This window comes from Rhodococcus sp. NPDC055112 (genome assembly GCF_053607505.1).
The window spans coordinates 50429-71375 of sequence record NZ_JBSGTR010000002.1 but is presented as its reverse complement, the minus strand read 5'-3'; the positions used below and the strand labels follow the sequence as shown (position 1 = coordinate 71375).

Below are 20947 nucleotides of genomic sequence, written 5' to 3'. Positions count from 1 at the left end.
CACCACCAGTCCCTGGTCGCTCCGCCTGCGATGATGGACGGCATGTCCGGCGAGTCAACCACCGTCCAGCCCGCAGTCGCCGTCGCCGATGCGGACGATCACACCACCACCAGGGCGCAGTTCCGTGCCCTCGCGGCCGACCATCGCGTGGTCCCGGTGACGCGAAAGGTGCTGGCGGACTCCGAAACCCCGCTGTCCGCGTACCGCAAACTCGCGGGCGACCGGCCCGGCACCTTCCTGCTGGAGTCGGCGGAGAACGGCCGCTCCTGGTCGCGCTGGTCGTTCATCGGGGCGGGCAGCCCCGCCGCGCTGACCGTCGTCGACGGGCAGGCCGGCTGGCTCGGCAACGTCCCGGCGGGCGCGCCGTCGGGCGGCGACCCGATCGCCGCGCTCGGCCAGACCCTGGAACTGCTGCGCACCGAACGGCTGCCCGGGCTGCCCCCGCTCACCGGCGGCATGGTCGGCTTCCTCGGCTACGACATCATCCGCAGGCTCGAGCGGCTGCCCAACCACGCGACGGACGACCTGCAGATCCCCGAGATGGTGATGATGCTGGCCACCGACCTGGCCGCCGTCGACCACCACGAGGGCGCCATCACGCTCATCGCCAACGCCGTCAACTGGAACGGCACCGACGAGCGGGTCGACGAGGCGTACGACGACGCCGTCGCCCGGCTCGACGCGATGACCCACGCGCTCACCGCGCCCGCGCCGTCCACCGTGTCCACCTACGCCAAGACCACCCCCGACTACCGCCGCCAGCGCACCACCGAGGACTTCGGTGCCGACGTCAAGCGCCTGATCTCGGAGATCGAGGCCGGCGAGGCGTTCCAGGTGGTGCTCTCGCAGCGCTTCGAGATGGACACCGACGCCGACCCGTTCGACGTGTACCGGATGCTGCGGGCGTCCAACCCGAGCCCGTACATGTACCTGGTGCACGTCCCGGGCGAGGACGGCGAGACCGCCTTCTCCATCGTCGGCTCGAGCCCGGAGGCGCTGGTCACCGTGAGCGAGGGCGTGGCGACCACCCACCCGATCGCAGGCACCCGCTGGCGGGGTTCCACCGAGGAGGACGACATCCTCCTCGAGAAGGACCTGCTCGCGGACGAGAAGGAGAATTCGGAGCACCTCATGCTCGTGGACCTGGGTCGCAACGACCTCGGCCGGGTGTGCGAGCCGGGCACCGTCAAGGTGCACGACTACCGCCACATCGAGCGCTACAGCCACGTCATGCACCTGGTCTCGACGGTCACCGGCCGGCTGGCCGAGGGCATGCACGCGTTGGACGCCGTCACGGCCTGCTTCCCGGCGGGCACCCTCTCCGGGGCGCCCAAGGTGCGCGCGATGGAGCTGATCGACGAACTCGAGCCGACCCGCCGCGGCATCTACGGCGGCATCGTCGGATATCTCGACTTCGCGGGCGACGCCGACACCGCGATCGCGATCCGCACCGCGCTGATCAAGGACGGCACGGCCTACGTGCAGGCCGGTGCGGGCGTCGTGGCCGACTCCGACCCGGTCTACGAGGACACCGAGGCGAGGAACAAGGCGATGGCGGTGCTCAGCGCGATCGCGGCGGCGGGCACGCTCCGGGCGGTCGGCGGCACCGATGACTGAGCAGGAACCGGACCGGGACCCGGCCGTCGCGCCCGCGAGGGGGCGGGCGTCCGCGGCAGCCGTGCCGGTGCTGCTGCTCGCGGTCGCGGCGCTGTGCCTGTGGGCGTCCTCGCGGATGACCTGGGTCCGGGTGGAGTCGTTCGACGGTCTCGGCGGCGCCCGCACCAGCGAGCTGATCGGCGGCACCTGGGCGGCCGCGACGACCCCGCTGGCCCTGACGCTGGTCGCGGCCATCGCCGCCTCGTTCGCCGTGCGCGGCTGGGCGCTGCGGGTGGTCGGGCTGCTGGTCGCGCTGGTCGCGGTCGCGGCGATCGTGCCCGCCGCCTCCCTGTTGATCGGCGGTGTCGACGACGGCAAGGCCGGGCGGCTCGCCGAGCTGCCCGACCGCGCGGAGGTCACCGCGACCGAGGCCTTCACCCTGCCCGCGGTCCTCGTCCTGCTGGGCGGGGTCACGGCCCTCGTCGCCGCGGTCGCGCTGATCCGCAAGGCAGGCGCGAGCGCCGGGCTGTCGTCGAAGTACGCGGCCCCAGCCGCCCGCAGGGAAGAGGCGGGTAACCGCGCGGCGACCTCGAAGGAACCCCTCAGCGAGCGAATGCTCTGGGACGCACTGGACGCGGGGGAGGACCCGACCGCGGGCGACGTGGCCGGGCCAAACGACCAGGACGGACCCGAGCCTGCCGGAGGCACAGACACCCGCCGTTAGTCAATATGGTGGCGCCCTCTAGGCTTGCCCAATCCGATGAGGTTGCTCACACGGCAAGGGCCCAGAAAGGACTCGGGACACGATGACGGTTCTCGATTCGATTCTCGACGGGGTGCGTGCAGACGTCGCAGCCCGTGAATCCGTTCTGGACTTCGCAGCGGTGAAGGCAGCCGCGGCAGCCGCTCCTGCGGCACTCGATGCCGCCGCCGCGCTGCGGGCCTCCGGCATCGGGGTCATCGCCGAGGTCAAGCGGGCCAGCCCGTCCAAGGGTGCGCTCTCGGACATCGCGGACCCCGCCGAGCTCGCCCTGGCGTACCAGCAGGGCGGCGCGCGGGTGATCAGCGTGCTGACCGAGGAGCGCCGCTTCCATGGCTCGCTCGCGGACCTCGACGCCGTGCGTGCGGCCGTGACGATCCCGGTGCTGCGCAAGGACTTCATCGTCGGCCCGTACCAGATCCACGAGGCAAGGGCCCACGGCGCCGATGTGATCCTGCTGATCGTCGCTGCCCTCGAGCAGGACGCGCTCGCGTCGCTGCTCGACCGCACCGAGTCCCTCGGCATGACCGCCCTCGTGGAGGTACACACCGAGGAGGAGGCCGACCGGGCCCTCGAGGCGGGTGCGAGCGTCATCGGCATCAATGCGCGCAACCTCAAGACCCTCGAGGTGGACCGCGACACGTTCGCCCGTATCGCCCCCGGGCTGCCGACCGAGGTCATCAAGATCGCCGAGTCCGGAGTCCGCGGGACCGCGGACCTGCTGGCGTACGCGGGCGCGGGCGCGGATGCGGTCCTCGTCGGCGAGGGCTTGGTCACCAGCGGCGATCCGCGCACGGCCGTCAAGGATCTGGTGGCCGCGGGGGCGCACCCGTCCTGCCCCAAGCCCGCTCGCTGACCGACCGAGGGCGGTCGGACCCGACGTGAGTTCGGTCGCACCGACTAAGGCAGACTGGACGAGTGAGCACAGACGATCCCGTACTTTCCGCCAAGGGCCGCGGCCTTCCCCGCATGAGTGCCGGTGTGACCGAGCGCAGCGCCCACGAGCCCGATCAGGGCGGCCATTTCGGTGCCTTCGGTGGACGGTACGTCCCTGAGGCACTGATGGCGGTGATCGAGGAGGTCACCGCCGAGTACGACAAGGCCCGAGGGGACGACTCGTTCCTGAACGAGCTGGATCGGCTGCAGCGTGACTACACGGGCCGTCCGTCACCGGTGTACGAGGCCACTCGGCTCAGCGAGCACGCGGGCGGTGCCCGGCTGCTGCTCAAGCGGGAAGACCTGAACCACACCGGTTCTCACAAGATCAACAACGTTCTCGGGCAGGCGCTGCTGGCCAAGCGGATGGGCAAGACGCGCGTCATCGCCGAGACCGGCGCAGGCCAGCACGGCGTCGCCACCGCCACCGCCTGCGCGCTGCTCGGCCTCGAATGCGTTGTGTACATGGGTGAGGTCGACACCAAGCGTCAGGCGCTCAACGTCGCCCGGATGCGTCTGCTGGGCGCCGAGGTGATCCCGGCGATGACCGGGTCGCGGACCCTCAAGGACGCCATCAACGAGGCGCTGCGTGACTGGGTCACCAACGCGCACAACACCTATTACTGCTTCGGCACGGCCGCCGGACCGCACCCGTTCCCGGTGATGGTTCGCGACTTCCAGCGCATCATCGGCCTCGAGGCGCGGGCGCAGGTGCTGGCGCACACCGGTCGGCTGCCCGACGCGGTCGCGGCCTGCGTCGGCGGTGGATCCAACGCCATCGGCGTCTTCCACGCGTTCATCGACGACCCGTCGGTCCGGCTCGTCGGCCTCGAGGCCGCAGGCGACGGCGTCGAGACCGGCAGGCACGCCGCGACCATCACCGGTGGTTCCCCTGGTGCACTGCACGGGGCCTACTCGTACCTGCTGCAGGACGAGGACGGTCAGACCATCGACTCGCACTCGATCTCAGCCGGGCTGGACTACCCGGGCGTCGGACCCGAGCATTCGTTCCTCAACGACATCGGCAGGGCCGAGTACCGCCCGATCACCGACACCGAGGCGATGGACGCGTTCGCGTTGCTCTGCCGCACCGAGGGCATCATCCCCGCCATCGAGTCGGCGCACGCGGTGGCAGGCGCCCTCAATCTCGGCAAGGAGCTCGGCGAGGGCGCGATCGTGCTGGTCAACATCTCCGGCCGCGGCGACAAGGACGTCGACACCGCCGCGAAGTGGTTCGGCCTCATGCCGGACACCGACACCGAACACTCCAACGAGGAAGGCCAGGCGAAGTGACCGCACCGCAGCCGCACGCCGCAGCACCGTCCCGCCTTGGTGAGCTCTTCGCGCAGTGCCGAGCGGAGAAGCGGGCCGCGCTGGTCGGGTACCTGCCCGCCGGCTACCCCGACCTGCCCGGCTCGATCGAGGCGTTCGAGACGCTGGTCTCCTCCGGCTGCGACCTGATCGAGGTCGGCATCCCGTACAGCGACCCCGTGATGGACGGACCCACGATCCAGGCGGCCGCGGACGCGGCCCTCGTCGCCGGGTTCCGGGTACGGGACGTGTTCACCGTCGTCGAGGCGATCAGCAAGGCAGGCGGCAAGGCGGTCGTGATGACCTACTGGAACCTGGTCCTCAAGTACGGCGTCGACGAGTTCGCCCGTGACCTCGCCGCTGCGGGCGGTCTGGGGATCATCACCCCCGACCTCATCCCGGACGAAGCGGACGAGTGGCTGGCGGCGGCCGACCGGCACGGCCTGGACCGGATCTTCCTGGTCGCGCCGTCCTCGACCAACGAGCGGCTGGCGCAGACCGTCGACCGCTGCCGCGGCTTCGTGTACGCGACCTCGACGATGGGTGTCACGGGCGCCCGCGACGCGGTGTCCAACATGGCGCCGGAGCTGGTTGCGCGGGTGCGTGAGCATTCCGACATTCCCGTCGGTGTCGGGCTCGGCGTCCGGTCCGGCGCGCAGGCCGCCGAGATCGCCGCCTACGCGGACGCGGTCATCGTCGGTTCGGCGCTGGTGACGGCGGTGGCCGAGGGACCGGAGGCGTTGCGCGCGATCACCACCGAGCTCGCCGCTGGCGTCCGCTCGGCTACCGTGGCGTCGTGACCTCGACTGTCGACATCCTGGCCTACATTCCGAGCCCGCCCCAGGGCGTGTGGTCGATCGGCCCGCTGCCGCTTCGCGCCTACGCGCTGTTCATCATCCTCGGCATCGTCGTCGCCGCGGTGTGGGGCGACCGGCGCTGGGTCGCCCGCGGTGGCGAGAAGGGCACGGTCCTCGACATCGCGATCTGGGCCGTCCCGTTCGGGCTGATCGGTGGCCGGCTCTACCACGTGGCCACGGACTGGAGCACCTACTTCGGTGAGGGCGGCGACCCGGTCGATGCGCTGAAGATCTGGCAGGGCGGCCTCGGCATCTGGGGCGCCGTGCTGTTCGGCGGTATCGGCGCCTGGATCGGCTGCAGGCAGCGTGGGGTTCCACTGCCTGCGCTCGGTGACGCCGTCGCGCCGGGGATCCTGCTCGCGCAGGCGATCGGACGGATCGGCAACTACTTCAACCAGGAGCTGTACGGGCGGGAGACGACCGTGCCGTGGGGCCTGGAGATCTTCGAGCGGGTCAACGCGGACGGCAGGCTGGACCAGCTGGCAGGCACCTCCACCGGGGTGGTGGAGAAGGTCGTGCACCCCACCTTCCTGTACGAGCTCGTCTGGAACCTGCTGATCGTCGTGCTGCTGGTCTGGGTGGACCGCCGCTATCGGATCGGCCACGGTCGGCTGTTCGCGCTGTACGTCGCCGGGTACTGCATGGGCCGCCTCTTCGTCGAACTCCTGCGCGACGACTACGCGACCCACATCGCCGGGATCCGGATCAACGTGTTCACGTCGATCATCGTGTTCATCGGAGCGGTGATCTACTTCCTCGCGGCGAAGAAGGGCAGGGAGGCCCCGGAAGAGTTGCAGCCGAAGCATCCGCGCGAGCCCGCGGCGACCGCCGTCTCGGCGACCGGTTCTTCGGCGACCGGGGGGTCGGACGCAGAACCCGACGCGAGCCCCGCGGAATCGGGCGGTACCGACGCGGGCAAGACCGACACCTAACTGACGAACAACCAGGGGGGATACATCAACATGTCTGAGGTACCAGAGGGCGGACCGACGCCGGGACCCGTGTACGGACCCGAGGGCACCGGCCCGGGATGGCCCGTGGACGCCGGCGCGGCCGCGCCGCAACCGCAGGCCTACGGGCAGCAGCCCACTCAGCCTCAGCCGCAGGCCTACGGGCAGCAGCCCGCCCAGCCGTTCGGTCAGCAGCCCTTCGGTCAGCAGCCATATGCGCAGCAGCCCTTCGTGCAGCCGGCCTATTTCGGTGGCGCCTCGGAGGCGCCCTTCGGTCGCGACCCGCTGACCGGCGAACCGCAGTCGGACAAGTCGAAGGCGACCGCGGGCCTGCTGCAGATCCTGCTGCCCTTTGTCGGGATCTGCGGCGTCGGCCGCCTCTACGTGGGGAGTACCGGCATCGGTCTGGCGCAGCTGCTGCTCTTCTGGTTGGGCGTCATCACGACCTTCCTGTTGGTCGGATTCGTCATCTTCCCGGTCGTGTGGCTCTGGTCGTTCATCGACGGGATCATGATGTTCTCCGGCAGCGTCAAGGACGGGCAGGGCAGGCCGCTCAGGGGCTGATCGGTCCTGGTTACGACCCGATATTCGGGCGTTCCTGCTGCTAAACTGAGCACGCCCGAGTGTGACGCTCGGAGTTTTCTTTTCGGGCCAGAGTCGTCCCGGAACCCCGAACTGGTGAGATAGCCACCCAACCCGGTGGGACCCGCCAGCCGAGGCTCCGTGCGATGGCCCCGCGCGCCACACCCGGCAGCCTTCCCGGCCGATGTGGAGGTGCCTGTTGCTGTTCTCTCGCTCGCCCGCGCCGCAGGGTCTGTACGACCCGGCCCAGGAGGCCGATTCCTGCGGTGTCGCGATGGTGGCCGACATCCTCGGCAGGCGCTCGCATTCGATCGTTGCGGACGGGCTCCTCGCCCTGGCGAACCTCGAACACCGCGGGGCCGCAGGCGCAGAGCCGAACAGCGGTGACGGCGCGGGCATCCTGCTGCAGCTGCCGACCGCCCTGCTGGCCGAGGTGGCAGGGTTCGAACTGCCCGAGCCGAACCCCGGCGGCGCGAACACCTACGCCGCCGGGTTCTGTTTCCTCCCGCAGGATCCGGATCGACGCGCCGCCGCCGTCGCGCGGATCGCTGCCATCGCCGGGGACGAGGGGCTCGAGGTGCTCGGTTGGCGCGAGGTGCCGGTCGACCCCGACGGCGCGGACATCGGCCGCTCCGCGCGCGACTGCATGCCGCACATGAGCCAGCTGTTCGTCGCGGCACCGGCGGGTCCGGGCGGCCGGCCCGCGGGTCTGGACCTGGACCGCCTGGTCTACGGGCTGCGCAAGCGCGCCGAGCAGGTCAGCCCGCAGGTCGAGGCGGACGGCACGGGGGTGTACTTCCCGTCGTTGTCGAGCCGGACGATCGTCTACAAGGGAATGCTGACCACCGCGCAGCTGCCCGCGTTCTTCCCCGACCTGCGCGACGACCGCTGCCACAGCGCGATCGCGATCGTCCACAGCAGGTTCTCCACCAACACCTTCCCGTCCTGGCCCCTCGCCCATCCGTTCCGATTCGTCGCGCACAACGGCGAGATCAACACCGTGCGCGGGAACCGGAACCGGATGCACGCCAGGGAGGCGTTGCTCGCCAGCGCGATGATCCCCGGTGACCTCACACGGCTCTTCCCGATCTGCACGCCCGAGGCCTCGGACTCCGCGTCCTTCGACGAGGTGCTCGAGCTGCTGCATCTCGGCGGCCGCAGCGTGGCGCACGCGGTGATGATGATGGTCCCGGAGGCGTGGGAGAACGATGCCCAGATGAACGCCGAGCGGCGCGACTTCTACCGCTTCCACGCCTCACTGATGGAGCCGTGGGACGGCCCCGCCTGCGTGACCTTCACCGACGGCACCGAGGTCGGGGCGGTGCTCGACCGCAACGGCCTGCGTCCCGGCCGATGGTGGCAGACGGCGGACGGGCGGGTGATCCTCGCGAGCGAGAGCGGCGTCCTCGACGTGCCGCCGTCCGAGGTGGTGGCCAAGGGCAGGCTCGAACCCGGCCAGATGTTCCTCGTCGACACCGCGGCAGGCCGGATCGTGCCGGACGCGGAGGCCAAGATGCGGCTGGCCGTGGAGCGTCCGTATGCGGAGTGGCTGCACAGCGGGCTGCTCGAGCTCAGGGAGCTGCCGGAACGCGCGCACATGCAGCATCCGCACGAGTCGGTGGTGCTCAGGCAGGTCGTCTTCGGATACACCGAGGAGGACCTCCGGATCCTGCTCGCCCCCATGGCTTCCGCACCCGGTGAGCCGCTGGGCTCGATGGGCACCGACACCCCGGTGGCGGTGATGTCGCAGCGCTCGCGGTTGCTCTACGACTACTTCATCGAACTGTTCGCTCAGGTGACCAACCCGCCGCTGGACGCGATCCGGGAGGAGGTCGTCACGTCCCTCTCACGGGTGATGGGACCGGAGCAGAACCTGCTCGAACCGACCGCAGCCTCGTGCAGACAGATCGTGCTGCCCTGGCCGGTGCTCGACAACGACGAGCTCGGCAAGATCATCCACATCAACGACGACGGCGACAACCAGGGCCTGGCCGCCACCGTGCTGCGCGCGCTCTACGACGTCGAGCGCGGCGGCGCGGGCATGGCCGAGGCGATCGAGGAGTTGCGGTCGGCGGCGAGCGAGGCGATCGCGGCGGGGTACCGGACGCTGATCATCTCGGACCGCGACTCGGACCATGCCCGCGCGCCGATCCCGTCGCTGCTCGCGGTCTCCGCCGTGCACCACCACCTGGTGCGGACGAAGGAGCGCACCAAGGTCGCGCTCGTCGTCGAGACCGGCGATGCGCGCGAGGTGCACCACCTGGCGTTGCTGATCGGTTTCGGCGCCGCCGCGGTCAACCCCTACCTGGCCATGGAGTCCATCGAGGACCTGGTCAGTGAGGGCGAGCTGGTCGGCGTGGAGCCGCAGATCGCGGTCCGCAACTACCTGACCGGGCTCGGCAAGGGTGTGCTGAAGGTGATGTCCAAGATGGGCATCTCGACCGTCGGGTCCTACACGGCGGCACAGGTTTTCGAGGCCATCGGACTCGACCGCGAACTGGTCGACGAGTACTTCACCGGCACCGTCAGCAAACTCGGCGGCGTCGGCCTCGACGTGCTTGCCGAGGAGGTCAGGATCCGGCAGCGGATCGCCTACCCCGACAACCCGACCGACCGGGCGCACCGCCGCCTTGAGGTGGGCGGCGAATACCAGTTCCGCCGCGAGGGCGAGCTGCACCTGTTCACGCCCGAGACGGTGTTCCTGCTCCAGCACGCGACCCGGTCTGGCCAGCACGAGGTGTTCGCCCGGTACAGCGAGGAGGTCAACCGGCTGGCCGCGGCGGGAGGCGCGCTGCGCGGGCTGTTCCGGTTCCGCGAGGGACTGCGCGAGCCCGTCCCACTCGACGAGGTGGAGTCGGTGGAATCCATCGTCACGCGATTCAACACCGGCGCGATGAGCTACGGCTCGATCTCGGCCGAGGCGCACGAGACGATGGCGATCGCGATGAACAACCTCGGCGGACGGTCGAATTCGGGGGAGGGCGGCGAGGACACCGACCGGCTCTACGATCCGCGCAGGCGCAGCGCGGTCAAGCAGGTCGCCAGCGGCCGGTTCGGCGTCACCAGCGACTACCTGGTGAACGGCACCGACATCCAGATCAAGATGGCGCAGGGCGCGAAGCCGGGGGAGGGCGGTCAGTTGCCCGCCTACAAGGTGTACCCGTGGGTGGCCAAGACCAGGCACTCGACGCCCGGCGTCGGACTGATCTCCCCGCCGCCGCACCACGACATCTACTCCATCGAGGATCTGGCCCAGCTGATCCACGACCTGAAGAACGCGAACGAGCAGGCCCGCGTGCACGTGAAGCTGGTCAGCTCGGTCGGCGTCGGCACGGTGGCGGCCGGGGTGTCGAAGGCGCACGCCGACGTCGTGCTGATCTCCGGCCACGACGGCGGCACAGGGGCGTCCCCGCTGACCTCCCTCAAGCACGCGGGCGCGCCATGGGAGATCGGGCTCGCCGACGCGCAGCAGACCTTGGTGCTCAACGGCCTTCGGGACCGGATCACCGTCCAGTGCGACGGTGGCATGCGCACCGCCCGCGACGTCATGGTGGCGGCACTGCTCGGCGCGGAGGAATTCGGGTTCTCCACGGCGCCGCTGATCGTGGCCGGCTGCATCATGATGCGGGTCTGCCACCTCGACACCTGTCCGGTCGGGGTGGCCACCCAGAACCCGGAGCTGCGCAAGCGGTACAACGGCAAGCCGGAATTCGTCGAGGAGTTCTTCCGGTTCATCGCCCAGGACGTCCGGGAGTACCTGGCGCAGCTCGGGTTCCGCAGTGTCGACGAGGCGGTGGGCCGGGCCGACGTGCTCGAGACCGCGGAGGGCATCGCGCACTGGAAGGCCCACGGGCTCGACCTGTCGGCGATCTTCGAGATCCCGACCGACCGCGACGGCACGCCGATGACCCAGCGCCGCAGGCAGCGAGATCAGGACCACGGGCTGGAACTGGCGCTGGACCGCACCCTGATCCAGCTCGCCGAGGGTGCGCTGGAGGACGCGCACCCCGTCCGGCTGGAGCTGCCGGTGCGCAACGTCAACCGCACGGTCGGCACCCTGCTGGGGTCGGAGGTGACCCGTCGCTACGGCGCGGAGGGGTTGCCGGACGACACCATCCGGGTGGAGCTGACCGGCTCGGCGGGACAGTCGCTGGGCGCCTTCCTGCCGCCAGGGGTGACGATCGACATGATCGGCGACGCGAACGACTATGTCGGCAAGGGGCTCTCGGGTGGCCGGATCGTGGTGCGGCCGTCCCCGGACGCGACGTTCGCGGCGCAGGGTCAGGTGATCGCGGGCAACACGATCCTCTACGGCGCCACGTCCGGCGAGGTCTACCTCCGCGGTCTGGTGGGCGAGCGGTTCTCGGTGCGCAACTCCGGTGCCACCGCGGTCGTCGAGGGCGTCGGGGATCACGCATGCGAGTACATGACCGGTGGCCGCGTCGTGGTGCTCGGGCGCACGGGGCGCAACCTCGCGGCCGGCATGTCGGGTGGCATCGCGTACGTGCTGGACCTGGATCCGGAGATGGTCAACCCGGCGATGGTCACGCTGCAGCCCCTCGATGCCGACGACCTCGCGTGGCTGTCCGAGGCGGTAGCGCAGCACCGGCACTGGACCGGGTCGCCGTTGGCGGCCTCGGTGCTGGCGGACTGGCCGCGCCGAAGCGCGTTGTTCACCAAGGTGCTGCCGGTCGACTACCAGCGGGTGCTCGACGCGACCCGGCTCGCTCGCGCAGAGGGTCGGGACGTGGACACTGCGATCATGGAGGCGGCTCGTGGCTGATCCCCAGGGCTTCATGAAGGTGGTCAAGAAGGACGCGCCCAAGCGCCCGGTCACCGAGCGTATCGGCGACTGGGACGAGGTCTATGCGGAGCAGCCCGCGGCGGAGCGGGCCAGGGAGGTGGCCGAGCAGGCGACCCGGTGCATGGACTGCGGGGTTCCGTTCTGCCACTCCGGTTCCGCGGGCTGCCCGCTGGGCAACCTGATACCCGACTGGAACGACCTGGTGCGGCGTGACCGGTGGGGCGCGGCCAGCGAACGGCTGCACGCCACGAACAACTTCCCGGAGTTCACGGGACGGGTCTGTCCGGCGCCGTGCGAGGCGGCGTGCGTGCTGTCGATCGCAGAGAACGACACCGGCGGCTCGGTCACGATCAAGCGGATCGAACAGGCCATCGCGGACGCGGCGTGGGAGGGCGGCACCGTCGTGCCCCAGCACCCGGTGATCAGCACGGGCAAGAGGGTCGCGGTCGTCGGCTCGGGCCCCGGTGGCCTGGCCGCGGCGCAACAGCTCACCAGGGCAGGGCACGACGTGACGGTGTTCGAGCGCGACGACCGCCTCGGTGGACTGCTGCGCTACGGCATCCCGGCGTTCAAGATGGACAAGTCGATCCTGGAGCGGCGCCTGTCCCAGATGCGATCGGAGGGAACCCATTTCGTTACCGACTGTGAGGTGGGCGTCGATTTGACCGTCGATCAGCTGCGCGCCCGGTTCGATGCCGTGGTGCTGGCCGTCGGTGCGCTGCGGGCGCGGGACAACACGACCGTGGAGGGTCGCGAGCTCAAGGGCATCCACCTGGCGATGGACCACCTGGTGCCGTCGAATCGGGAATGCGAGGGCGACGGCGCGAGCCCCATCACCGCGAAGGGCAAGCACGTGGTGATCATCGGGGGCGGCGACACCGGGGCCGACTGCCTCGGGACCGCGCACCGTCAGGGGGCGGCGTCGGTGACCCAGCTCGACTACAACCCGGAGCTGCCGACCGAACGCGACGACGAGCGTTCCCCGTGGCCGTCCTGGCCGATGGTGCTGCGCACCTCACCCGCGCACGCTGAGGGCGGCGTCCGGCGCTACGAGGTGGCGGTGCAGCGGTTCCTCGGCGACGAGCAGGGCAACGTCCGGTCGATGGTGCTGGCCGAGGTGAAGGTCAGCAGGGACGCGGAGGGACGCAGGCACGTCCGGCCGGTCGGCGAGGAGGTCGAACTGCCCTGTGACATGGCGCTGTTCGCGATCGGGTTCGAGGGCGTCGAGTACAGCCGGATGCTCGACGATCTCGGCCTGTCGCTGACGCGGCGCGGCGTGTTGTCGTGCGGCCCGGACTGGCAGACCACGGCGCCCGGTGTCTTCGTGTGCGGCGACGCGCACCGCGGGGCCTCGCTGGTGGTGTGGGCGATCGCCGAGGGGCGCTCGGCGGCCCGCGGCGTCGACGTGTATCTCTCGGGGCACTCGGACCTGCCGTCGCCCGTGCACCCGACGGCGCTGCCGCTCGCCGTCGTGTGAATCGCAGGCAAACGCAAAGGGTCTAATTGTTTGTATGTATGGACAATTCACCGCCTGCGATGGAGATGCGTGAGGGCACCGACTAGGCTCGACGCGTGACCCGACGGACGAAAATTGTGTGCACGCTCGGCCCGGCAACCGCGACCGGGGATCGCATTCGTGAGCTCGTCGAGAGCGGCATGGACGTGGCCCGGCTGAACTTCAGTCACGGCGAACACGCCGACCACGAGGAGAACTATCGCCGGGTCCGCGAGGCCTCGGACGTGACCGGCAAGGCCGTCGGCATCCTCGCCGACCTGCAGGGCCCGAAGATCCGGCTCGGCCGCTTCGCCACCGGGAGCACGGTGTGGGAGAACGGCGAGGAGGTGCGGATCACCGTCGAGGACTGCGACGGCACCCACGACCGCGTCTCCACCACCTACCGGGAGCTGGCCAAGGACGCCAAGCCCGGCGATCGGCTGCTGGTCGACGACGGCAAGGTCGGGCTGACGGTCACCGCCGTCGACGGCAACGACGTCGTCTGCGAGGTGACCGAGGGCGGTCCGGTCAGCAACAACAAGGGCGTCTCGCTGCCCGGCATGGATGTCTCGGTGCCCGCCATGTCCGAAAAGGACATCGAGGACCTCGAGTTCGCGCTGCGTCTCGGTGTTGACTTCATCGCACTGTCCTTCGTGCGGTCGCCCGCGGACATCGAGCTCGTGCACGCGGTCATGGACCGATTGGACCGCCGGGTCCCGGTGATCGCGAAGCTGGAGAAGCCCGAGGCGATCGAGAACCTCGAGGCCGTGGTGCTGGCCTTCGACGCGGTGATGGTGGCCCGCGGCGACCTCGGCGTGGAGCTGCCCCTGGAGCAGGTTCCGCTGGTGCAGAAGCGCGCCATCCAGATCGCGCGTGAGAACGCCAAGCCCGTGATCGTCGCGACGCAGATGCTCGAGTCGATGATCGAGAACTCCCGGCCGACCCGCGCCGAGGCGTCGGACGTCGCGAACGCCGTGCTCGACGGCGCCGACGCGGTGATGCTGTCGGGGGAGACCTCGGTCGGCAAGTTCCCGATGGAGACCGTGCAGACGATGGCCCGGATCGTGGAAGCGGTCGAGGCCGAGTCCACCCGGGTGCCCCCGCTGACCCACGTCCCGAGGACCAAGCGCGGCGTGATCTCCTACGCGGCACGTGACATCGGCGAGCGCCTGGACGCCAAGGCGCTGGTCGCGTTCACCCAGTCCGGCGACACGGTCCGCAGGCTGGCGCGACTGCACACGCACCTGCCACTGCTCGCGTTCACCCCGTTGCCGGAGGTGCGCAGCCAGCTGACCCTGACCTGGGGCACCGAGACCTTCCTGGTGTCGCCGGTCTCGACGACGGACCAGATGATCGGGCAGGTCGACACCGCGCTACTGTCCCTCGGCCGGTACACCAAGGGCGACCTCGTGGTGATCGTGGCCGGGTCGCCTCCCGGCACCGTAGGCTCGACCAACCTGATTCACGTGCACCGCATCGGAGAAGAGGACCACTAGGTGACTGACCTGGGGGCACAGCCCCGTCCCGTTCGGGCGGGGGATCTCGACATCCTTCTCAGCGTGCTCGATCTCGAGCAGCTCGACGAGGACGTGTTCCTCGGGCAGCACCCGCCCCAGGCTCAGCTCGGCAGCCGGACGTTCGGTGGCCAGCTGGTGTCCCAGGCGATCATCGCGGCCGGGCGCACGGTGTCCGGTGACCGGCCGGTGCACGCCATCAACGCCCATTTCATCCGGGGCGGCGATGTGAAGCGGCCGATCGAGTACCGGGTGCAGCGTCACCGCGATGGCAGGGCCTTCGCGAACCGCCAGGTCGTCGCCTACCAGGACGACCAGGAGCTGTTCGTGATTCTCGTGGCGTTCCAGGACTGGGGCAAGGGTCTCGAGCACGCGGTCGAGGTCCCCGACGTGCCGTACCCGGACACCCTGCCGCCGCTGGGCGATCACTTCGTCGGGTACGAGGACCGGCTGCAGATGTTCGTCAACGCCCTCAAGCCGATCGACATGCGCTACGCGAACGACCCGAGCTGGATCCTCAAGGGCACCGGGGAGAAGCTCAACCACAACCGGGTCTGGATGAAGGCGGACGGCGAGCTGCCCGACGACCCGCTGCTCCACGTCGCGACGATGGGCTACTCCTCGGACACCACTGTGCTCGACTCGATCATCACCACCCACGGGTTGTCCTGGGGCCTGGATCGGATCGTCGCGGCCACCGTGAACCACTCGATCTGGTTCCACCGGCCGTTCCGGTTCGACGAGTGGGTGCTGTACGCGACCGAGTCGCCGGTGGCGGCCGGCTCCCGCGGGCTGGCGACCGGTCGGTTCTTCTCGCTCGAGGGGCAGTTGCTCGCGACCGTGGTGCAGGAGGGCCTGATCCGGCACTTCCCGAGCCGGAAGTAGCTGGGTAGCCCGTCGTCACTGTGCGCGAAAGTCGTTGACAGCGTGCTGGAACGGCACGGCGGTGCCGTTGGTCGCGCTGTGTGGGTGTCATCGGGGTTAGACTTCGCCATCTCTACGGCGCGGGCGTGCTGGTCGCTCGTGCCGTGACCGCGTGAATGGGGTGGCGTATGTCGGATGACGGCGGGCTCGACTGGGACCACGAGGTCGTCACCAGCCTGATGTGGACATTCCGGGCATTCGCCATCGCGGCGGTGTGTTTCGTCCTGATCGCGTACGTGCTCTTCCGGACCACCCGATGGGGCAGGCAGTTCTGGCGGATCAGCGGCGACTACTTCAAGGGCCGCGAGAGCGCGCCGGTGTACGCACTGCTGGCCGTGGTGCTGTTCATGACGGTCTTCGCGGTCCGCATGACCGTGCTGTTCTCGTACCAGGGCAACGAGATGTACACCGCACTGCAGATGGCCGCGCAGTCATACGCCCAGGGCGACGTCGGGGCGTTGGACGCGGCGAAGGAAGCGTTCTGGCGGAGCCTGTGGATCTTCGGGGTGCTGGCCACGATCCACGTGGTCCGTTCGCTGCTGATCTTCTACATCGGCCAGGCCTTCGACATCCGCTGGCGGGTGTGGTTGACCGAGCACGTCACCACCGACTGGCTGCACGGGCGCGCGTTCTATCGCGACAGGTTCGTCGACGAGACCATCGACAACCCCGATCAGCGGATCCAGGCCGACATCACCGATTTCGTCACCGTCTCGCGCTCGCTGTCCATGGGCGCCGTCGGCGCGGTCGTCTCCCTGGTGTCGTTCACGACCATCCTCTGGGACCTGTCCGGGCCGCTGACGGTGTTCGGCACCGAGATTCCCCGCGCCATGGTCTTTCTCGCGTTCGGGTACGTGCTGATCTCGACCATCGTGGCGTTCTGGATCGGCAGGCCGCTGATCCAGCTGAACTTCTGGAACGAGCGGCTCACCGCGAACTTCCGCTACGCGCTGGTCCGCGTCCGCGACAGCGCCGAGAATGTCGCCTTCTACCGGGGCGAGGGCGTCGAGCGCCGCGGGCTGCTCTTCCGCTTCGCCGCCGTCATCCGCAACTACTGGCGAATCGTCTTCCGTACCTTGAAGTTCAATGGCTGGAACCTGGTGGTCAACCAGATCGCCGAGGTGTTCGCGTTACTCATCCAGGCGCCGCGGTTCTTCAACGGGACGATCACCCTCGGCGACATGACGCAGTCCGCGACCGCCTTCGGGCAGGTGCACGACTCTCTCTCGTTCTTCCGCGAGTCCTATGACGTCTTCGCCGGGTACCGGGCCAGCCTGATCCGTCTCAACGGGCTGATGGACGCCAACTCGGATTCGCGCGAGCTGCCCGCGATCGCGGTCTCGGAGCTCGAGGGCGCGCTGCGGGTCGAGGGCGTGCAGGTGCGCAGGCCGGACGGGTTCTCACTGATCGCGGACCTGGACCTGTCGATGGCGCCGGGCGACACCCTCGTCGTCAAGGGGCGGTCGGGCAGTGGCAAGACCACCCTGCTGCGCAGCCTCGCCGAGATGTGGCCCTTCACCGAGGGGCAGGTCAGCCGGCCCGCCGGGAACAGGACGCTGTTCCTGTCCCAGATGCCGTACCTGCCGCTCGGGGACCTGCGGACCGCCGCCGCCTATCCGGGCACGCCGGACGAACTCGACGACGAGTCGATCCGGGAGGCCCTGCGGAAGGTGCAGCTCGCGAACCTGGTCGATCGACTCGACGAGGAGGCCGACTGGGCGAAGATCCTCTCGCCGGGAGAGCAGCAGCGGATCGCGTTCGCCCGCATCCTGCTGATCCGGCCGGAGCTGGTGTTCCTGGACGAGGCCACCTCCGCGGTCGACGAGGGGCTCGAGTACTCGCTGTACAGCCTGATCCGGACAGAGGCGCCGGACTGCATGCTCGTGAGCGTCAGCCACCGAAGCACGGTCGACCAGCACCACGCGCAGCAGCTGCAGCTCGCGGGCGACGGGCCGTGGGACCTGTCACCGGTGCCGGTGCCGGTGTAGTCAGACGGGTCGCCATCCGTTCGGCATGTGTTCGTCGGCGAACGCCAGCTTGATCCGGATCAGTTCCGATCGGTTGGGCTTGCCGGACTTCATCAGCAGGCCCTCCTGCTGGGCCTGCGCGTCGTACTCTTCGATCCGCACGGCGTCCATCTTCACCCCGACGAGGGGTCGGACCGGGCCCGGCCTAGGCATGACCGACCGCCCTCAGGACTTCCCGACTCGACCACGTTCCCCGCATGATGCCGCCCCTCCCCAAGGATCTTCGTGGCCGTGCCACATTCGCCGGTCAATGTATCCAAATCGGACATACCTATCGGTTGGTTTGATGGTAATTCTTGTGTCGGGCTCCGCCTGACACCGGGGCATTCGTGGTAGCGGAGCGGTGTCGGTCCGGGCCACATGCAGGTAACGATTGCGCGGAGCAGCCGACTCGAGGGTGGGCGGGGGGAATAGCGTGGTGCCAATGTGACTCATGTCACGACGGAGGTCGATGGCGATGCGCGGATCTACGAGGGGTGTCCGGGACGGAGCGCGGTCCGCGGTGCTGCTGCTGATCGCGGCACTGGTGCTACCGCTCGGACTGGCGCTCGGCGCCGCCGCGCCCGCCTCGGCCAATCCGTATGACCGGTTCCACGAGGACTGGGTGCCTGCGCCAGGCGGCGTCGGGCACATCAAGGTCCGGATGTGGCTTGCGAACAACGGCAGCAACAAGGCCGTCTACCTGCTCGACGGGATCCGGGCGACCAACGACGTGAGCGGCTGGGAGCACGAGACCAACGCGGCCTGGCTCTCGGATCACGGCGTCAACGTGATCGAACCGGTCGGTGGCGAATCCAGCTTCTACGCGGACTGGTATGCGCCGAACAACTTCACCAACCAGCCGTACAAGTACATGTGGGAGTCGTTTCTCACCCAGAACCTGCCCGATCACCTGGCCGCCAGGTACGGCATCAGCCGCACCAGCAACGCCGTCGTCGGGCTGTCGATGGGCGGCAACGCGGCCCTGATCCTCGCGGCCCATCACCGCAACCAGTTCACCTTCGCAGGCGCGATGTCCGGCTACCTCAACCTGTCGGCGCCCGGGATGCGGGAGGCCATCCGGATCGCGATGCTCGACGCCGGCCTGTACAACTCGGACTGCATGTGGGGTCCGCCCTGGGACCCGGCCTGGTTGCGGCACGACCCGTTCGTGCAGGCCGAGGGGCTGCGTGGGCTGCCGATGTGGATCTCGGCCGCCAGCGGACTGCCCGGCGAGCACAACCGTCCGGTGTACCCGATCGACTACGTCAACACCGCGACGGGGATGGGTCTCGAGGCGCTCTCGCTGGCCCAGACCAGGGCATTCCAGGTGCGGCTGTTGACGATGGGCATCGATTCCGCCCACTTCGACTTCCCCGCGACGGGAACCCACGCGTGGCCGTACTGGCAGGACCAGCTGTGGGCGATGCTGCCGATGCTCAAGGCCTCGATCGGCGCCTGACCCCGCCGGGCCGGCGTCAGGCCGCCTCGGCGGCGGCCGCGATGTCCCGCAGATCCTGCGTCATCATCTTCGCGGTGGCCTTCGCGGCGAGCCCGCCAAAAACCTTCATCAGCAGCTTCGCCAGGAAGGTGGATTTGCCGGGGTCCGCGGTGAAGGTCATCGAGAGGTCGGTGCCGTCGCCGCTCGGGGCGAGCGTGAAGGACGTCGTGTAGTCGGCGCCACGGGAGTTCGCCTTCACCACGGTCCGGCGCTCCGGCTCCACCTCGGCGACCCACATCTCCTCGGTGGCTTCCTTGCCCAGCATCTTGCGGGTCTCACGCCAGCGGGTGCCTACGGCGTAGCCCTCGCCGGCGATCCGCTCCGTGCTGATCACTCCGGTGAGCGTCGTCGCGGCCGCGTCGAGGTCGGTGAGCACCGCCCAGACCTTCGCAGGCGCCGCCGCCACGTGCTGGGTGAGCTGAATCTCGGTGTTCGACAAGGTCGGTGCCCTTCGTTCGGGAGTATCCAGCTCGGATCGAACGGAACAGTTCGGCACTCGGTGCCCGTACGCTGCACGTGTTCACCGTCCGTTCATCGTAAAGGCAGTCAAGTGAATTCTTCTCGACCGGCAGGCATCGCCGCACTGGCCGCCGCCGCGGTCCTGCTCGTGGGTGCCGCGCCTGCCAACGCGGGCGCGGTGACGGCATCCGGATCCCCGTACTCGGCGACCACCGCGGTCGGCGTGCACAACGCCTACGAGCAGCACACGTACGAGTACCTCGCGGACGCGTTGGACTCGGGAGCGGGTCTGCTCGAGCTCGACGTCTGGACCAACAGCTTCGACGTGGTGCCCAAGGCCGCCGCCGTGATGACGGCAGGCGCCGATCCGTCGAACGGCGGCAGTGCCGACGCGCTGCTCGAGAGCCTGGACGAGAGCGCCGTCAGCGATTGGCGGGTCTCGCACGAGAACCCGCTGGGGAACGCGAACAACTGCGCGGGCGCGACCGCGCCGGAGCAGCTGCGGGGCCTGCCCCGGGATCGGGATCTCGCCGGCTGCCTCGCCGATCTGCGGGTCTGGCACGACGCGAACCCCGGTCATCGGCCGGTGATGATCAAGATCGAGATGAAGGACGGCTTCAACGCCCCGGCCGGGCTGGGCCCGCGCGAGTTCGACGCCCTCCTCGACGAGCGGCTCGGCTCCGCGCTGTTCCGCCCGTCCGACCTGACCGGCGGGGCGCCCGTCACCCTCGACGACGCAGTGCGGACCGACGGCTGGCCAGGGCGGGGCGAGCTCGCGGGCAAGTTCATCATCGAGCTGATCCCCGGGACGGTGGAGCAGATGAACCCGGCCGACCCGCTTTGGACGGACGTCGAATACGCCACCCATCTCCGGGATCTCGCCGCGGCGGGCTCGCTGGACCAGGCCGTCGCCTTCCCCGCCGTGCTTCGCGCGGAGGCGGGCGACCCCCGACAGACCCGGTATCCGGACGCCACCATCCGGCCGTGGTTCGTGATCTTCGACGGGGACGCGTCGGCGTTCGTGAGCGGCGGCATCGACACCGCCTGGTATCGCGATCGCGGCTACCTGCTGGTGATGACCGATGCGCACAAGGTCGCCCCCGCGATCGACGGCACCAGCCCACCGGAGGCGGCGGCGCGCGCCCGCGTCGACGAACTCGCGGCTGGCAACGCGAGCGTCGTGACCGCGGACTGGCATCCGCTCCCCGGGGTGCTCTCGCGGGTCCTGCCGAGGGGCTGAGACGGCCCGGGC

The 20947-nt window shown here is 69.6% G+C and carries 16 protein-coding genes; 14 read left to right on the top strand and 2 right to left on the bottom strand.

Annotated features, from left to right (window positions below; all coding sequences use genetic code 11):
- Nucleotides 1–42 precede the first annotated feature (42 nt).
- From ACWFRB_RS01885 to ACWFRB_RS01830, 12 genes are all read left to right on the top strand, one after another.
- Nucleotides 43–1617 carry an anthranilate synthase component I gene (locus ACWFRB_RS01885; protein WP_452638414.1) on the top strand — a complete coding sequence of 525 codons (1575 nt, stop codon included), beginning with the start codon at nucleotides 43–45 and terminating at the stop codon, nucleotides 1615–1617.
- On the top strand, nucleotides 1610–2320 hold the full coding sequence (locus ACWFRB_RS01880; RefSeq protein WP_452638412.1) for a TIGR02234 family membrane protein: 711 nt from the start codon (nucleotides 1610–1612) through the stop codon (nucleotides 2318–2320). The genes ACWFRB_RS01885 and ACWFRB_RS01880 overlap by 8 nt, the downstream gene beginning before the upstream one ends.
- Before the next feature lie 82 nt (nucleotides 2321–2402).
- A complete protein-coding gene (gene trpC, locus ACWFRB_RS01875; protein ID WP_452638410.1) occupies nucleotides 2403–3212 on the top strand; it encodes an indole-3-glycerol phosphate synthase TrpC in 810 nt (269 codons plus the stop codon).
- A gap of 113 nt (nucleotides 3213–3325) precedes the next feature.
- On the top strand, nucleotides 3326–4585 hold the full coding sequence (gene trpB / locus ACWFRB_RS01870; protein WP_452638628.1) for a tryptophan synthase subunit beta: 1260 nt from the start codon (nucleotides 3326–3328) through the stop codon (nucleotides 4583–4585).
- Entirely contained in the window at nucleotides 4582–5403 is an 822-nt protein-coding gene (gene trpA, locus ACWFRB_RS01865; protein WP_452638408.1) for a tryptophan synthase subunit alpha, read from the top strand. The genes trpB and trpA overlap by 4 nt, the downstream gene beginning before the upstream one ends.
- A complete protein-coding gene (gene lgt, locus ACWFRB_RS01860) occupies nucleotides 5400–6392 on the top strand; it encodes a prolipoprotein diacylglyceryl transferase (protein WP_452638406.1) in 993 nt (330 codons plus the stop codon). The genes trpA and lgt overlap by 4 nt, the downstream gene beginning before the upstream one ends.
- 30 nt (nucleotides 6393–6422) lie before the next feature.
- Nucleotides 6423–6974: an NINE protein gene (locus ACWFRB_RS01855; RefSeq protein ID WP_452638405.1), complete on the top strand. Its 552-nt coding sequence runs from the start codon at nucleotides 6423–6425 to the stop codon at nucleotides 6972–6974.
- Between the two features lie 217 nt (nucleotides 6975–7191).
- The gene (gltB, locus tag ACWFRB_RS01850) at nucleotides 7192–11775 is read left to right on the top strand and encodes a glutamate synthase large subunit (protein ID WP_452638404.1); all 4584 of its coding nucleotides are present in this window, start codon (nucleotides 7192–7194) and stop codon (nucleotides 11773–11775) included.
- Nucleotides 11768–13273: a glutamate synthase subunit beta gene (locus ACWFRB_RS01845; RefSeq protein WP_452638402.1), complete on the top strand. Its 1506-nt coding sequence runs from the start codon at nucleotides 11768–11770 to the stop codon at nucleotides 13271–13273. The genes gltB and ACWFRB_RS01845 overlap by 8 nt, the downstream gene beginning before the upstream one ends.
- Nucleotides 13274–13368: 95 nt before the next feature.
- Nucleotides 13369–14787 carry a pyruvate kinase gene (gene pyk, locus ACWFRB_RS01840; RefSeq protein ID WP_452638401.1) on the top strand — a complete coding sequence of 473 codons (1419 nt, stop codon included), beginning with the start codon at nucleotides 13369–13371 and terminating at the stop codon, nucleotides 14785–14787.
- Nucleotides 14788–15690, top strand: coding sequence for an acyl-CoA thioesterase (locus tag ACWFRB_RS01835; protein WP_452638400.1), 903 nt, complete (start codon nucleotides 14788–14790; stop codon nucleotides 15688–15690).
- Nucleotides 15691–15857: 167 nt separating this feature from the next.
- Nucleotides 15858–17717, top strand: a complete 1860-nt coding sequence (locus tag ACWFRB_RS01830) for an ABC transporter ATP-binding protein/permease (protein WP_452638398.1) — start codon at nucleotides 15858–15860, stop codon at nucleotides 17715–17717.
- Here the strand turns inward: ACWFRB_RS01830 and ACWFRB_RS01825 are convergent, their stop codons facing one another.
- Entirely contained in the window at nucleotides 17718–17909 is a 192-nt protein-coding gene (locus ACWFRB_RS01825; protein WP_136911650.1) for a hypothetical protein, read from the bottom strand.
- Between the two features lie 304 nt (nucleotides 17910–18213).
- On the opposite strand from ACWFRB_RS01825, the gene ACWFRB_RS01820 reads away from it, so the two are divergent.
- Nucleotides 18214–19197: an alpha/beta hydrolase gene (locus ACWFRB_RS01820; RefSeq protein ID WP_452638397.1), complete on the top strand. Its 984-nt coding sequence runs from the start codon at nucleotides 18214–18216 to the stop codon at nucleotides 19195–19197.
- A gap of 16 nt (nucleotides 19198–19213) precedes the next feature.
- Here ACWFRB_RS01820 and ACWFRB_RS01815 read toward each other — a convergent pair whose 3' ends face one another.
- A complete protein-coding gene (locus ACWFRB_RS01815) occupies nucleotides 19214–19675 on the bottom strand; it encodes an SRPBCC family protein (RefSeq protein ID WP_452638395.1) in 462 nt (153 codons plus the stop codon).
- A gap of 111 nt (nucleotides 19676–19786) precedes the next feature.
- Between ACWFRB_RS01815 and ACWFRB_RS01810 the strand changes: the two genes are divergently transcribed.
- On the top strand, nucleotides 19787–20935 hold the full coding sequence (locus ACWFRB_RS01810; RefSeq protein ID WP_452638393.1) for a phosphatidylinositol-specific phospholipase C domain-containing protein: 1149 nt from the start codon (nucleotides 19787–19789) through the stop codon (nucleotides 20933–20935).
- Nucleotides 20936–20947: the final 12 nt, after the last annotated feature.

Bases quoted from the DNA above. Each gene is read 5' to 3' on its own strand.
- ACWFRB_RS01825 (WP_136911650.1), bottom strand. From the start codon at position 17,909: ATGCCTAGGCCGGGCCCGGTCCGACCCCTCGTCGGGGTGAAGATGGAC.
- ACWFRB_RS01830 (WP_452638398.1), top strand. From the start codon at position 15,858: ATGTCGGATGACGGCGGGCTCGACTGGGACCACGAGGTCGTCACCAGC.
- trpB (WP_452638628.1), top strand. From the start codon at position 3,326: ATGAGTGCCGGTGTGACCGAGCGCAGCGCCCACGAGCCCGATCAGGGC.
- ACWFRB_RS01855 (WP_452638405.1), top strand. From the start codon at position 6,423: ATGTCTGAGGTACCAGAGGGCGGACCGACGCCGGGACCCGTGTACGGA.
- ACWFRB_RS01820 (WP_452638397.1), top strand. From the start codon at position 18,214: ATGCGCGGATCTACGAGGGGTGTCCGGGACGGAGCGCGGTCCGCGGTG.
- ACWFRB_RS01885 (WP_452638414.1), top strand. From the start codon at position 43: ATGTCCGGCGAGTCAACCACCGTCCAGCCCGCAGTCGCCGTCGCCGAT.
- ACWFRB_RS01880 (WP_452638412.1), top strand. From the start codon at position 1,610: ATGACTGAGCAGGAACCGGACCGGGACCCGGCCGTCGCGCCCGCGAGG.
- trpC (WP_452638410.1), top strand. From the start codon at position 2,403: ATGACGGTTCTCGATTCGATTCTCGACGGGGTGCGTGCAGACGTCGCA.